Annotated in this window: 16 protein-coding genes; 9 read left to right on the top strand and 7 right to left on the bottom strand. The window is 49.6% G+C overall.

Translation table 11 applies throughout. The annotated features are described in order from the left end of the window. The first annotated feature begins 255 nt into the window (after nucleotides 1–255). Nucleotides 256–1,104 carry an AraC family transcriptional regulator gene (locus ABID47_RS25250; protein WP_349774592.1) on the top strand — a complete coding sequence of 283 codons (849 nt, stop codon included), beginning with the start codon at nucleotides 256–258 and terminating at the stop codon, nucleotides 1,102–1,104. Nucleotides 1,105–1,163: 59 nt separating this feature from the next. Here ABID47_RS25250 and ABID47_RS25245 read toward each other — a convergent pair whose 3' ends face one another. Next, nucleotides 1,164–2,318, bottom strand: a complete 1,155-nt coding sequence (locus tag ABID47_RS25245; RefSeq protein ID WP_354500873.1) for an MFS transporter — start codon at nucleotides 2,316–2,318, stop codon at nucleotides 1,164–1,166. 119 nt (nucleotides 2,319–2,437) lie between these two features. On the opposite strand from ABID47_RS25245, the gene ABID47_RS25240 reads away from it, so the two are divergent. From ABID47_RS25240 to ABID47_RS25225, 4 genes are all read left to right on the top strand, one after another. Next, on the top strand, nucleotides 2,438–3,349 hold the full coding sequence (locus tag ABID47_RS25240) for a LysR family transcriptional regulator (RefSeq protein WP_354500871.1): 912 nt from the start codon (nucleotides 2,438–2,440) through the stop codon (nucleotides 3,347–3,349). Nucleotides 3,350–3,436: 87 nt separating this feature from the next. Continuing rightward, entirely contained in the window at nucleotides 3,437–3,850 is a 414-nt protein-coding gene (locus tag ABID47_RS25235) for an RrF2 family transcriptional regulator (protein ID WP_354500869.1), read from the top strand. A gap of 144 nt (nucleotides 3,851–3,994) precedes the next feature. Then, nucleotides 3,995–5,197 (top strand): MFS transporter, encoded by a 1,203-nt coding sequence (locus ABID47_RS25230; protein WP_354500867.1) that lies wholly within the window; start codon nucleotides 3,995–3,997, stop codon nucleotides 5,195–5,197. Nucleotides 5,198–5,573: 376 nt separating this feature from the next. Then, nucleotides 5,574–6,083, top strand: coding sequence for a tetratricopeptide repeat protein (locus ABID47_RS25225; protein WP_354500865.1), 510 nt, complete (start codon nucleotides 5,574–5,576; stop codon nucleotides 6,081–6,083). Between the two features lie 141 nt (nucleotides 6,084–6,224). Here ABID47_RS25225 and ABID47_RS25220 read toward each other — a convergent pair whose 3' ends face one another. Continuing rightward, complete coding sequence (locus ABID47_RS25220; RefSeq protein ID WP_354500863.1) at nucleotides 6,225–6,941, bottom strand: class I SAM-dependent methyltransferase; 717 nt, start codon at nucleotides 6,939–6,941, stop codon at nucleotides 6,225–6,227. Between the two features lie 139 nt (nucleotides 6,942–7,080). Then, nucleotides 7,081–7,593 (bottom strand): GNAT family N-acetyltransferase, encoded by a 513-nt coding sequence (locus ABID47_RS25215; RefSeq protein WP_354500861.1) that lies wholly within the window; start codon nucleotides 7,591–7,593, stop codon nucleotides 7,081–7,083. Nucleotides 7,594–7,760: 167 nt separating this feature from the next. Here ABID47_RS25215 and ABID47_RS25210 point away from each other — a divergent pair, with 167 nt between their 5' ends. Next, a complete protein-coding gene (locus tag ABID47_RS25210; protein WP_354500859.1) occupies nucleotides 7,761–7,934 on the top strand; it encodes a hypothetical protein in 174 nt (57 codons plus the stop codon). A 135-nt stretch (nucleotides 7,935–8,069) separates the two neighbouring features. Here ABID47_RS25210 and ABID47_RS25205 read toward each other — a convergent pair whose 3' ends face one another. Beyond that, the gene (locus ABID47_RS25205) at nucleotides 8,070–8,885 is read right to left on the bottom strand and encodes an alpha/beta fold hydrolase (RefSeq protein ID WP_354500857.1); all 816 of its coding nucleotides are present in this window, start codon (nucleotides 8,883–8,885) and stop codon (nucleotides 8,070–8,072) included. A 27-nt stretch (nucleotides 8,886–8,912) separates the two neighbouring features. Beyond that, nucleotides 8,913–10,151, bottom strand: coding sequence for a YbfB/YjiJ family MFS transporter (locus tag ABID47_RS25200; protein WP_354500855.1), 1,239 nt, complete (start codon nucleotides 10,149–10,151; stop codon nucleotides 8,913–8,915). Nucleotides 10,152–10,268: 117 nt separating this feature from the next. Between ABID47_RS25200 and ABID47_RS25195 the strand changes: the two genes are divergently transcribed. Next, a complete protein-coding gene (locus tag ABID47_RS25195; RefSeq protein ID WP_354500853.1) occupies nucleotides 10,269–11,141 on the top strand; it encodes a LysR family transcriptional regulator in 873 nt (290 codons plus the stop codon). Between the two features lie 80 nt (nucleotides 11,142–11,221). On the opposite strand, the gene ABID47_RS25190 is transcribed toward ABID47_RS25195, so the two are convergent. Then, on the bottom strand, nucleotides 11,222–11,971 hold the full coding sequence (locus ABID47_RS25190; RefSeq protein WP_354500852.1) for a hypothetical protein: 750 nt from the start codon (nucleotides 11,969–11,971) through the stop codon (nucleotides 11,222–11,224). A 194-nt stretch (nucleotides 11,972–12,165) separates the two neighbouring features. On the opposite strand from ABID47_RS25190, the gene ABID47_RS25185 reads away from it, so the two are divergent. Continuing rightward, complete coding sequence (locus tag ABID47_RS25185; protein WP_354500850.1) at nucleotides 12,166–12,960, top strand: SDR family NAD(P)-dependent oxidoreductase; 795 nt, start codon at nucleotides 12,166–12,168, stop codon at nucleotides 12,958–12,960. Nucleotides 12,961–13,099: 139 nt separating this feature from the next. Here the strand turns inward: ABID47_RS25185 and ABID47_RS25180 are convergent, their stop codons facing one another. Then, entirely contained in the window at nucleotides 13,100–13,891 is a 792-nt protein-coding gene (locus tag ABID47_RS25180; protein WP_354500848.1) for an AraC family transcriptional regulator, read from the bottom strand. 102 nt (nucleotides 13,892–13,993) lie between these two features. Between ABID47_RS25180 and ABID47_RS25175 the strand changes: the two genes are divergently transcribed. After that, entirely contained in the window at nucleotides 13,994–14,443 is a 450-nt protein-coding gene (locus ABID47_RS25175; RefSeq protein ID WP_354500846.1) for an SRPBCC domain-containing protein, read from the top strand. Nucleotides 14,444–14,456 lie beyond the last annotated feature (13 nt).

Raw genomic sequence — 14,456 nt, 5'->3', positions numbered from 1 at the left:
CAAAGCTGACTCAAAGCATAGCAAAAACGAAGTTTTATTTTACATAATGTTAATAAAACTAACTCGAATCACGTCGAAAAATAGGCTATTTTATTCTCCTGTTATCCGCTACCTCCTATGGTTTGTGCCTTGTCGACTACAAATATAGCATAGGATATTACGATTTTTCTGCACGTATCTTATCTATTTTCTATTTTTTCTACATATGTTATCATGATCTTGAGGTTCACAACTTGACATGGTGGTGGAAGAATTGTGGAGTTGAATTTCTATGAAGCTTCTAAATTCGACATTAGTCGCGAGAGGAAATATAACACAAGCATGCCGACACGCCATTATCATAATGGCTATGAGATTTTTTATCTGGTCTCGGGCGATATCAGCTATTTCATCGAGGATCAAAGCTATCAAGTGGTTGGCGGGGCCTTGTTAATCATCAACATGAACGAGATCCACAAGCTGGTCAACTCCAGCAAGGAGAGCTTCGAGCGGATTACGCTGCTGTTTCAGGAGGAATTTCTCGAGGATATGTTTCCTTACAACGACAGCTTTCACGTGCTGTCCAGCTTTGCCAGCGGCAAGCATTTCATGCCCTTGAACGGACAGGAACAGAGCTTTATCGAGAAGCTGTTCGACAAAATGATTGCCGAGTACAACAAGCAGCCTCCCGGCTACGAGTACTATTTGAAGACGCTGCTGTTTGAGCTGCTCATCTTCATTTACCGTAAGTCGTCTACACTGCCGGCAGCCGATCATACAGGGAGCAATCCGATTCATAAGAAGATTTTCGATATCGTCGATTACTTGAACCAGAACTACCATGAAACCCAGACGATCCAAGGCATCTCCAGCAAATTCTTCATCAGCCCCTCTTATTTCTGCAAGACGTTTCGGGAAAATACCGGCTTCACCTTCACCGAGTATTTGAACAATGTCCGGATCAAGGAAGCGCGCCGCCTCCTGACCGGTAGCACTTTAAAAATCGCTGATATCGCCGAGAGGGTCGGCTTTGAGAGCATGACGCACTTCGGGCGCATTTTCAAAGACATTACCAGCCTCTCACCGCTTAAATACCGCCAGACGTATAAGGTGGAATTGGATTGAGCATAAAAAAAGAGGGTTGGGTGCCCTCTTTTTTGCCTACTCATATAAGTTACAACTCATCACGAACCTGCCCCCTCCTCAGCCTTTTTGCCAGCGATTAGCAGCTGCACCCCGATCATTGCTACGATGATTACGAGCATCGTGAGAAGCGCAGCGTGAAAGCTTCCGCTGTAATCATGAATCGTTCCCACCAGCAGCGGACCGAATGCGCCGATAATGTAACCTCCACACTGAGACATCGCGGCCCACGCCCCCGCTTCCTCCGAAGTGTTCGTCTCAACAATCGGCAGCATCAGCGCCAGCGGGAATAATCCGCCTGCCCCGATTCCCAAACAGATAATAGCCGGCAGCATCGGCAGGTGGAACAATAACATCACAATGCCGATCAGCTCAAACACGCTGCACAAAACCAGGAACAATCTTCTTTTGCCAAAGCGGGACACCAGACCCGGAACGATTAAGGAGACAGGAACTTGGATAATCGTAAACAAGGTAAGGAACACCGCCGAGCTCGACGGACTGTACCCGAAGCTGTGAGCAATCGGTGAAATCCATGCGGTGATGGAATAGAACATGCTTGCCATAAAACCGAAAAATAACGTTAACAATATCGCTCTTTTATTACGGATGGGCAGCCTGGATCGAACCAATCTTTTCTGCTCAGCCTTGTTCCGGAGAAATGCCGACCAGATCAAGAGGGCAATAACACCCAAAATAGCCCAGCATGACAAGGTCAACGTTAAGCTGTGATGACTCCGGTCGTATATCGGAATGGAGAAGGCGGACGCTAATGCTGCCCCCACAGTCATTGATGCGGAATAGATGCTGACGATGCCGGGCTTCGTCGGGAAGTATTTTTTAATAAAACCGGACAATAGAGGCCCTGCCAAACTGATTCCGATCCCGCCTACCAGCGCTGTAACCACCAGGATCGTGACGGAGCCGACGATTCCTCGCAAAGCGGTGCCTCCTGTAATGAGCAGCAAGGCGATGACAATCGTGCGCTCCAGCCCCAGCCGATCACTCAGCGCCGTCGCTGCAGGAGCAAAAATCCCCATACATAATACAGGCAGCGTCGTGAGCAGACTTGCGGTCAGCCCGCTCATTCCCAAATCGCTCTGCATGGTACCGAGCAAAGGGGCAACAGACGTAAGAATTGGCCTTAGGTTCAACGCCGCGATAAATATAGCTAATAATAAATAGAACTTTCTCATCGATTTCCTCCACCCATCTGCTTTATGTACATTCAGTATATGGAACCGCCTTTCATTGTTCAATCCTATAATTTATATTATTATGATAGTAAAATACTATTAAAATCAGGAGACCTTGCATGGACACTCGAAATATACAGTACTTCATGGCCGTATATGAGCATCTTCATTTTACAAAAGCCGCCGATGAGCTAGGCATCTCCCAGCCCACACTAAGCCAGCAGATTCGCATCCTTGAAGCGGAGTTCGGCATGCCGCTCTTCGACCGCATCGGCAAGAAGGTGGTTGCGACGGAAGCCGGTAGGCTTCTGCGGGAGTATGGAACGAAAATGCTGCAGGCGGAACGGGACGCCAAAAATGCCATCAAGGAGCTCCAGTCCGGCAAACAAGGCACCGTTCGGCTGGCCGTGCTGCCTTCTGACCTGGATTTTCAGCTCGTTCCGCTGTTTGTCCAGTTCAAATCCACCTATCCTGACATCCAGCTGCAGGCCTTCTCAACGATCTTCGTCCAGGACGAAGTGCTTAATCATAAAGTAGATCTCGGCATTGGATTGCGCGGGCCGGTCGATAAAAGGCTGACCCAAATTCCGCTTGGATGCGAACCCTATCATCTATTCGTGAATTCGGCAAGCGAGCTCGCCGACAGGAAGGAGATCACGCTGGAGGAACTGAAGGAGCATGCCTTAGTGATGTATCCAAAAGGGTATCTTGGCCGCGATCTGGTTGACGATGTATGCAGACAAGAGGGCTTCGAATTAACGACGGTGATGGAGGCCAGTTCAGCCACTTCACTGCTGCAACTCGTATCAGCAGGGGTAGGCGCGACGATTCAACCGGCTGGATTGCTCAGACAAAATCCGGAGCGGCCCGAAATTGCATCGATCCCGATTACCGGACCGACGCCGGTGCGTCATCTCGAGCTGATGTACTATGCGGATCGATTTATTAGCGGCTCCCAGCGGCAATTGACGAATTGGCTGATCGATTACTTTAACACAATAAATCCTGATCGACATGACGCGAACGATTAGTCTTACATCATACCGCTCCTGAGCTTCAAGATGGCACTTACGTTGACAAAATAAATGTAATAATTTATATTACAAATGGTGATGCAAATGAACAGCGATTTTATCGTGGCTGTGCACAGCCTTGTATTTCTGGCTTATGCGCCGGACAATCTGAAAACCAGTGATAATATAGCCAAAAGTGTGGCCGTCCATCCGGTGCGCGTTCGCAAAGTACTGTCTTTGCTCAGAAAGCATGGCTTCATTCAATCCAAGCATGGAGCTAAGGGAGGCTTCATCCTCATCCAGGATCCGCGGACAATTACCCTGGATAAGCTCTATGTCTTGACCTCGGAGGGATCCCTGAAGCCCAAATGGCCCGACGCCAATCAAAAATGTGCCATCGGCATGAATATCGAGCGAGCTATGGACGGTATCTTTGAAACGACCGAACAACGGGTCGTGGCCAATCTGAAGGATTATACGATTACCGATGTGTTGCACAGGATCGGAGAGCAGGATTAGGAACAGCCTGCTTCTTTATTTTTCAGATAATTGTAATAAAAAATATTACAATAATGCTGGAGAGTCAAAAATCATCTATTATATTTTAATTCTTTTACGTATATATGTAATAAAAAATATTACATTTCTATTGAAATTACTACTATGATTAACAAAAGGAGATTTTCTATGTCTAAATCACGTACAGTTAATCGCATGTCATTTTGGTTTGTGGCTTACGCCCTTTTGATTATTATGATGGGTACGAATATTCCGGCTCCCCTTTATAGCCTTTATGGGCAATTGTGGCACTTTTCAACGGGAGTGACGTCCTTTCTTTTTATTATGTATGTCCTTTTTTTGATACCCGCAAGCTTTGTGTTTGGTCAGCTCTCGGATCGTATTGGACGTAAAAAAGTGCTGCTGGCCGGCGTGATCGCAGCCGGAGCGGGTTCGCTCATGTTTTCGGTATCCCACAACCTCGCCATGCTTCTTGCTTCTCGGGCGATTCAGGGCGTTGGCGTCGGTATCATCAATGGGACGGCTGTTGCGACACTGTCTGAGCTGCGCCCGGCAAGCAGCAAAACGGCCTCGCTGGTGGCATCGGTGTCCATCGCAATCGGGACGGCCATCGGTCCGCTATATTCCGGTCTATTGGGTGAATATTCATCCTCCCCCATTCGGCTTCCCTATTATTTGCATTTAGTGCTTTTAGGTTTTGCCTTCCTTGGGTTATTAGCTGTACCGGAAACCCGCAAAATTGCGGACGCACCCCAGCGGCTGAAGCTGCCCAGCGTGCCGGCCGTGATCCGGAAGCCGTTTACGATCTCGGTGTTGGCGTCAATCATCGCATGGGCGGTAGCCGTGTTTTTTATGACGCTGGTGCCGACGGTCATCGCCACCCAAATGAATCTTCATAATTTGGCCTTATCGGGGGCTGTTGTTTGCTTAATGCTTGGATTTTCAACATTATCCCAGATTCTGTTCAAGTCCTTGTCGGCATCGTCAGCCATCTATACAGGTTTTGCTTTGCTCACGCTCGGAATCGTGGGCGTTGTCATTGCAATTCCTACGCAGTCGGTTTTCCTCCTTCTATTAAGCACCGTGTTGGCGGGAAGCGGGCATGGGCCGGCCGCGTCAGGAAGTATGTCTTGGATCAATGAAATGTCCCCATCCGGAAGCCGGGCGGATATGATGTCGATCTTTTATGCGGTCACCTACCTGGGTGCCGGTATCCCGGTGCTTGCACTAGGCATCGGCGCCGAGTGGATTGGCTTTTATCAAGCGATTTCCATCTATTCCGGACTTATTGTCGTTTTCGCCGCGGCAGTTGCGCTCATTGTCAGGGGTTATCATACCAGGGCGTGATCGGGAGCGCTTAAATCCTGCATCCTTCCCTTCTCTGGCCTTCCTGCCTAGTCTGATTGACATGTTGAGGTACTGAAAAAAAGCCCGATTCACCTGCCGGTGGAATCGGGCTTTGCATGCTTATTCCTCGAAAAACTGATTTTTATCCACGCCGGAAACGTTTAGCTGAATGTCCGTCGAATTGGCAACCAGTCTGAACTGATTGTCGTTTACCTTTTCTGCTACGGCAGATACGGATGCACCTTGCAGCTGGCGATTAATGGCTCCAACCAAGGCATCCATGGTGGCATCATACCATTTGAACCAGACTTCAAATAGACGCCCTCCAGATGCTGTGTTAGAATTCCTTCATGTGGAAAAAGAGGAGTGAAGCAACGTGCCAAAAGACCAGCTGCAGCAATTAATTGCTCTCCGTGAACAGGGGCGCGCCAACCAGGATCAAGAGCTTCTCGCCGATGTGCGCGCCCGGCTGCTGGATCTGCTGAACGAAGATCCGAATGATGCGCAGGTGAACTACCAGACCGCAATCGCCCATGACAACTCGGGATTGGGAAAAGAAGCCATCCCCTACTACGAACGCGCCCTGCATCTCGGCCTTTGCGGTAACGACCTGGAGCGCTGTCTGCTCGGTCTGGGGAGCACCTACCGGTACTGGGGCCAATATGAGAAGGCGATCGCAACGCTCCGCAGGGGCGTTCAGGAGTTCCCTGACAACCGGGCACTCCGGGTTTTTCTGGCCATGGCGCTGTATAACGGCCAGCAGTATAAAGAAAGCGTCGAACTCCTGATTACCAATCTCATGGAATCGACTACGGATGAAAAGCTGCTTTATTTCAAGCGCGGCATTTTGGCCTATACGGAAGACTTGGACGAAACTGCAGAGTAAGCAGTTCTTTCGTAAAATCCGGGGCGGTTCAGCATCGAACCCACGCATTCTCATGAATCTCGCACGTTAGCAGAACAGCCTGCCGGCTTAGGCCGACAGGCTGTTTCATTGCAGAAACCATGCGGATATTCTGTTTCTTTTTTACTTTTTAGCAGCAAAGATAAAGGATTTGGCATGGAGCCCCGCCTGCTGGAATTCCCAGTCTCCGTATATATTCACCTGCTGAAAGCCTGCAGCAAGCAGATCCTGCCTGAGCGTCTCCCTCTCCCTAAAAATCAGCGTGTCGTCTTCGCTCCGAACCTCATGGGTATCCAAATTTTCATAAAAAGTATCGTATGTCACCAGGGGCAGATGAACCGAGGTCGTCTCATGCCAGGTTCTGATGTTCGCTTTCGTTGCCGGATCCACAACTTCACTAAGAGAATGTTCCTTGGTCCAGCGTTCCCAAGCGCGTGCGAGAGGGTTTCTGGTGTCGAACAGAAGGTACCCTCCCGGCCTCAAGGACTGAAAAATGTTGTGCAGCGTGGCGGTCCATTCCGCGTCCGTCACAAAAACCTGTGCCACGTTGGACGTCATCATCACTACATCAAACCGCTCCGCCCCCAGTTTCTCGGACGTTCCAACCTCCCATAGCACGGCGTTCTCTGTGTCCTTCTGCTTGGCAATCCGAATCGACGCCTCGTCGGGATCCAAACCGGTCACATGATAACCTTTACCCGCCAAATGCAGCGTCAGCCTTCCGGTTCCGCAGCCTAAATCGGCTATTCCGTCAGGCTTGATCCGCTCAATGATGCGTACGAAAAACGTGTCGTCCTTCCCCCATCGGTTCAATTGATCGTAAATCGATTCGAACATCATGTCCCCTCCCGCTCCACTTCCGGAATGATCGCTATATTGATCTTAATTTATTTTCGCTTCAGAGTGATAGGGAAAGAAAGAATATAGCTGTTTAATATCCAAGCGAGGGTGGCAGGCACAGCAATATCGAATCGATCCATTAACATAATTCATATTTGAATTGATACGTTGGGTGCTCAAGTCCCGTTGCTTCGTAATACTCGTGATGCGTATATTCAAATCCGAGCTTGCTCAGGAGCTTTGCCGAAGCCATATTATCCGGATGATGCCCGGCCACAACGAACTCAGCTTTAAGATGGCTTCGGGCATGCTCCAGAACAGCGGAAGCCGCTTCATGAGCATAGCCTTTTCCCCAGTGCTCCGGTTTGAAGTGAAAACCCAATTCAAATACGCGAGCCTCATTGTGATAAGGCCTTAACCCGCAACAGCCGATCATTGAACCGCTTGAGAGTTCAAATACAGGCCAATATTGAACCTGGAATTTCAGGTTATTATGAATCTCTGTTTGTAATCTTTCACGGATCGCTTGTTCCGAAAATCGGCCGTTTGCGCTGATCAGCCGGGACACGAGCGGATCTCCCCATAATTCCAACGCCAGTTCTAAATCATTCTCCCGCCATTCCGAAAAGCCTAAACGATTGGTCTCCATCATGTATGGCCTGCTCATGTACATCACACCTTTGTATTCATTGTCATCCCACCCTTTTAGTTTACCAAAACCGTCGGCGGTTTGGGATACAGCCCCTCGATGCATAGACCCAGGCTGGAAGTTGCATCCTAATGATAAATGGATTTAGACAAGGGAGGCATCGAAACGAAATGGAAAAGGATAATCACTTAGCCAACGAAGCCGAAGCGAAGGAACAAGCGGCCAAAGCAAACCGTAACAAGGACCCGGAAGCCCCGGATACCGAATTCGCTGGAGAACTCAGCCACAGCGATATCAAGTCCGCGTTTAAAAATCCGGTAACCGGCGAAGAACGGTTATATTAATTCTGCTTTACCGTGAATCAACGTTCGGTGCAAGAGTTTGGGTGTCGTAACCAAGTAACAAAAAATAAGGTTAATCTTAAAGCGCAAGAAGCGCCCTTAAGGTTAACCTTCTTGCATTTGGATGCCGGCGCTTTTTCAGGTGCTATACGGGTCATCCAGAAAGTCGTTCACTGCTTGAGCATAACCGTGTAAATCATCGGAGTGGACTCCGTGACCGCATTGTTCGAAAACGACAAGCTTGGTGCCCGGTCTTCTTGCCTGCATCCGTCTTGCCTGTTCGGTATCCATGATGAAGCTCTTGCCGCCATGAATCAGGAGGATCGGGCAGCTTGAGCGCAGCCAGTCGTCCCACCACACCCCGTTGGATTGGGGGACGGATACCTGCAGTCCTTTCAAATCCGTTCGGAAGCCCCAGCCCCGTTCATCCTCCAGCACGCTTTCGGCAAAGTAGTCGATCGCCCGCAGTCCGGCGCCAGCAAGCGATTCCCTCAGCTGCTTCAAAGAAGGCGACCGGAACGGAAGCTGTTCAGCAAAGGAAAAGTCCGCGTTAATCTCCGCGCCGATATCCTCCACGATCAAGGAGCTCACCAGTTCAGGATAACGGGCCGCGAATTGATAAGCATTTAATCCACCCAAAGAATGCCCCAAAATCGTAACCGGCTGTCCCCCGAGCTCCGACTGGACCAGATTCCAAATATCCATTACGTAATCTTCCCTGGCGTATTTCTGCCCGGGAGGATGGTCGCTCCATCCATGTCCCCGCTGATCCAGAGCAATCACCCGCCAATCCTTGAATCGGACCGCCAGCTCCGAGAAGGTCCTTGCATTAGCCATGTACCCATGCAGCATCACCAGCACCTGCCTGCTGTCTCCGCCAAAATCAAGATAGGACAGCTGAAGATTTCCCGATTTAAAATATTTCCTTTGTGCCAATGGAGTATGCTCCGTCATTGTACTGTTCCCTCCTTTATATACGATTCAGGCGCCAAGATGCAGGTCGCGTGTTTTCGTTTTTCGCTGCTTCTGTCCATACAAGCCCGCCAACCCGGCGGAAATTCCCATAAAGATCGCACCTGACGCCGCGCCGAATTGCAAACCGTACTGCTGCACTCCTACCCCGCCGACGATGGGTCCCATCATTTGTCCTGCCGCGAAAAAGGCGGTGGCGATGCTGAGGCATGCCGCATAGGCGCGATGTGGAACGTGGCGCCGAAGCAGCGAAGTCGTCATCAGCGGCGGAGTAATAAAAGAAACAAGCCCGATCATCATCGCGCCTAGTGCGGTAAAGAACAAATTACCGGTCGTTATGCCGAGCACCCCGACGGTTCCCAAGGACAGCCCCGCCGCCAGTGTATACCCGCTCGGCCACCGGTCGATGGCCCTGCCGCCAACCCAGCCGTTAAACATGCCCGCCAAGCCGATACCGGACCAGATCAACCCGGCGAAGAGGGCCGGTATGCCCCTGCTTACCAGATAAGGGATGAGATACGTGAAGTAAATAATGTATCCCGCACCAAAGAAAAAATAAGAACCGATTAAGAACAAGAGCTTCTCGGGGCTGAATAGAAGCCGGTAAACTTTGACGCGTTGTTGATCCGGGGTTTTCACTTCTGCCTGGGACGATGAACTTCCCTGTCTCCGCTTGCTCGTGACCACCGCAAAACCGAACGCCGCCGCAATGCCGAATACGCCCATGGCTGCCCAAGCATACCGCCACCCCTGCAAATGGGACGGGTCAATCGTAAGGGGTGCGGATAAACCCGTGAGCAGAATGCCGGCGGAGCCGCCCAGCCAAATCAAACCCGAAGCCGCTCCCTGCTCAGCCGGTCGAACGGCGTCCATTGCAATAGACAAGACGAGTACCGTGGCGAGAGCTGATAGAAATCCTATGGCAAAACGCCATAAACCGAGTTGGGCCAAATGATCGCTGAATGCCGAGCCGATCATGGCCAATCCGAGCAAAAAGCATGTCATTCGATTGATGCCATGCTTCCGGTCCGGAAACCGCGAGATCAATGGAGGCAGGCACAAGGTACCCGCCAAGTAACCGATAAAATTGATCGTCCCCAACATACCCAATTGACTGTAGCTCCCCCCGATTTCCCGCTGAATTCCCGGTAGAAACATGCCGTAAGAGAGCCGGGAAAAACCGAGGATCACGACAAATAACAGCGATGCCCACAAAGTGATCCCGTTCCATGCCGATTTTTGGCCCATCGTTGATTTTCCTTCCATTGTTTGGTTTGAAATTAGTTTAAAAGAGCGCGATTATTTTGTAAAATTGAATTATATGAATGAATTGTTTAATTATCTTAAACTAAGGAGGGGACGAAGATGGATTTGCGAGCCTTAAAAACGTTCGAAGCCTGCGTACGTCTCGGACACTTCCAGAAAGCTGCCGAGGAGCTTCAGTATGCACCTTCTACGGTAACCCTTCAGATCCAGCGTTTGGAAGCCGATCTGGGTGTTTCTTTATTTATTCGGGATGGCAAACGTGTGATCGTCACCGAGGCTGGCCGGTGGCTCCATCAAGAAGCCGGGACTTTGCTGAAGTCCGTCCAATCCATCAGGCAGACCGTCTCCGAAATCGCCTCGGGAGAAGGAGGGACCGTCCGTTTTGCCGCGATCGAACCCATCGCAAGCCAAAGATTGGCGGCGGTCGTTGCCGATTTTTGCAGGCTGCATCCGAAAGTGCAGTTAACGATGGAAGTGAGCGGCAGCCAGCCGATTGCGGACAGGGTTAGGTCCGGCGAACTGGACTTTGGGATATGCTCGGTTCCGTCGGCGAAATTCATGCTGGATTTTGAACCGCTGTTCGAGGATCAACTCGGGGTGATGATGCATGTGGATCATCCGCTTGCCAGACGGGATGAGATTGCGGTAAGCGACCTCGCGGGACTTACGGTTCTGGTCAAAGAACCGACTTGTATCTATCGGAAGCTGTGGGAGAGGGCGGTGAGCCAAACGGAACCCCATCCTTTTTCCTGTATGGAGGTAGGAAGTTTCTTTGTCATTCAGCAAATGCTTAAGGAAGCATCCAGCGTGGGGGTCGTTCCGATGTACAGCGGACTCGAACTGGAGGGTTCTTTGGTCATCCGTCCATTTTCCGACATCCACCCTATCGTTCCGCTTGGCATCGTTTATAAAGATAAACACCTCTTGGGCAAAGCGACGTTATTATTAATGGATGCGATCAGGGCGATTTAATAGCTGCACTATAGAAATAACTTGATGTAAAGTACGACGCCAAGAAGAAGCTGACCAGTTCGGGCCAGCTTCTTCTTTATTTATTCAGAGGTAATTTGTATTTGATCTGCAGCAAACTCATTTAAGGCTTGATCATATTTATACGTTACATGAACATTGCATACGTAGTCTGGAAGCACGCCATCAATGGGTCTAACGTATCCGACTATATCAACGGTCAGTTTCTGATCCTTTACATTGTTTAGAATGACATTACCAAAGTAAAGTCTGTTTTCAAATTGATCATCTGGATTAACTAACTTTAAATCGCTGACTTTTTTACTGAATTTGTATTCTTTCCCTTGAGCTTTGGTCTTAATTAGGAGCTCATCCCCCTTTTGGTTGACCTCGGTTTCTATACCCGCAAGAATTTCCTCAACACGTTGTATCTTTATTTCCGCAAGGTTTTCCCCGTTTAAAATGTGGGCTTCATTCGTATCTAATTCAGTACCATGTCCAGTAACCAGAATGATGACCGCTTCTTCTTTGCCATCACCTGTCAGATCAACATAGGACACCTGTGGATTAGAAACACCTTTAAGTATGTTCCAATCGAATTTCTTTTGGCTGCCGTTAACGTCTACAATGACTCCATCTGTTGTTTCAAAAAGCTTTACCTCTCCATTTTCAGAAGCACTGAGCAGCTTGGATGGCTCTTGCACTTTTTCAATCGAAGAAGTTGCGGACTGTTTGACATCTTGTGAACTGCTCGCCGGCTTGTCCGAGGCGCATCCTGAAAACACAAAAGCGGCAGACAATAACCATGCAGCAAATCCTATTCCCTTTTTCAATCCTAAAGCCCCTTTCCGGTTGTCTACGAATCATGTTAACAGAGCAAACCAAAAACTGATTTACTATTTTTTAATAATTAGTAATAACTTGCCAGAACCACGCCCCCCCTAACTTGCCTACCCCAATAAACTTTGATATTATTTAGATGTCTAAATATTAATGTTCTAAACAAAAAGGCGGGTGTTCATTTCATATGGCAAGAGTAGAAGGAAAAGTTGCCCTTGTAACGGGAGGAGCTTCAGGAATTGGGTTGTCCTCCGCAAGACTGTTGGCTAAAGAGGGAGCCAAAGTGGTGATTGCGGATTTCAATGCGGAAGGAGCGCAGCAGGCAGCTGCTGAGATCAACGCACAAGGCGGAGAAGCCTGCGGCCTGTTCCTCGATGCAGGCGACGAGAGCTCGATCCGGGAAGCTGTCGAGTTTACCGTCAAGCATTTTGGCACAATTACGGTGCTGTTCAATAATGTAGGCTTAACCAATCTTCAGAAGGATTTGGATGTCGTGAACATGGATTTGTTGGAGTGGGACCGGCTCATGAATGTCAATCTGAAAAGCGTGCTGCTCGGCAGCCGCTTCGCGATCCCCCATATGATCGAGGCGGGCGGCGGATCCATCATCAATACGGCATCTATGGCAGGCTTTACGGGCGATTCCATTCGTTCGACATACGGTGCTTCCAAAGCCGCGGTCGTGAATCTGACGAGATATATCGCCACCCAATACGGCGCCTCAGGCATCCGCTGCAATGCGGTTGCACCTGGCTTAATCCTCACTCCAGCCGCTAAAAACAATATGCCGCCGCAAGTGCTGGACATTTTCGCCAAGTACAACAAGCTCCCGTACCACGGAGAACCGGACGATATCGGATACACTGTCCTATTCCTGGCTTCGGATGAATCGAAATTCATTACAGGCCAGACCATTCAGGTCGAAGGCGGGCACTATATCGCGAATCCGAGCATTCCCGATTTTGCTGACTTCATGCAATAAAAACCCAAGCCACCGAAGCGCATACTTTCTTATATTCACAAAAACGCCGATCAAGACAACGTCTTGCCGGCGTTTTACGTTTGCAGGCTGAACAGCCTGTTCAATGATATTTCAAAATCTTTAAATAAAATGGACTATCTTAATCCCCCCGCCGGTAGGCATGAGGAGACGCCCCTACGATCGCCTTAAAATCTTTGCTGAAATGCGCTTGGTCAAAATAACCGAGCTCCAAGGCTACCGTCGTGATATCGGCTCCATTTTCAATCGCGTCGCTGGCCTCGTGCATGCGGTATCGCTGAATGACCCATTTGGGGCTTACCCCTAAGTACTGTTTAAACATGCGCTGCAGCGTGCGTTTGGATGCGTTGAACCGGTTCACCAACAAATCTACGCTGGTCAACGAACGATCCTCCATGATCGCACTGACGATCTTGTTCAGCTCGTCCACTTTTTCATCCGGCTCCGGAATGTTACTGGACAGCAGTCCTTCAATAAAAGCAACCTTCTCTTCCAGACGGCTCGAAGCAAATATCCCCTTCTCTGCAGCTTCCGCATCAAACGGAAAATACCTGGTGATATCCACTTTACGGTCCACCAGTTCCGACATAGGCTCTGACGAATAACCGTAAAAGGCCCCTGGCCGATAAAGAATTCCTACAATCATCCCCTTTCCCTGCAGCGTATAAGCCGCTTTCCTGCTTTCGATTCCGCAGACGTACGAACTTCCTTGTTCAAACACGATGTTGACCCCGGGATGCTGCAAAACCTCCTGCGTATACGGCGGCTGCCCCTCTAAATTCCATTCGACGAACCAGTAATGCTGGATCAAATGCCGAAGCTGTTCTGATGGCAGATGACGTGTAATTCTGACGTTCGTTTGTGCCGGGTCAAAATGCAATATCCCTCGGTTAGGGTTCACCTGATGATGCATCGAATTCCCCCTAATGGCGCGTTTTTACAAGAAACCTAAAGGACGGAAATGGTACGTTACATGTATACAACGTAAATATTTTTGTTTCAAGGAGGATTCGACATGCAGTTAGAGTACACCTTCTACATTGGAGCCAGCCCTGAAGACGTTTGGGACGTGCTGTTCAACCCTGAGAAATCATCCCGCGCTTTTATGGGAGGCGTCATTCAATCGAGTCTGCAGGCAGGCGACCCGATCCGGTTCGTCGGCCCTGGGCCTGACGGGGAAAACACGGTGCACATTTACGGAGAAATTTTGGCCTATGAAAAATACAGTGTACTCAGCTACACCGACCATCCTGGCCCCTCCCACTTCGCCGAACACGAGACGATGCAGAGCCGGGTAACGATCCGGTTAGAGCCGGTGGGATCGTGCACCAAGCTGCACCTCATCAATGATCAATGGACCGACAGCAACCCTTTGTTCCTGAAAACCGAGAAGTTCTGGTGGATGATTCTAAGCAACATCAAGTCCATCGCCGAGACGGGCAGCTCCCTCGATTTCGGTTTTTAAACGCGCATCCAGC

Source organism: Paenibacillus favisporus (assembly GCF_040545415.1).
Classification (GTDB): domain Bacteria; phylum Bacillota; class Bacilli; order Paenibacillales; family Paenibacillaceae; genus Paenibacillus_AQ; species Paenibacillus_AQ favisporus.
The sequence above is the reverse complement of the archived record's forward strand: the minus strand, read 5'-3'. Positions and strand labels throughout refer to the sequence as shown.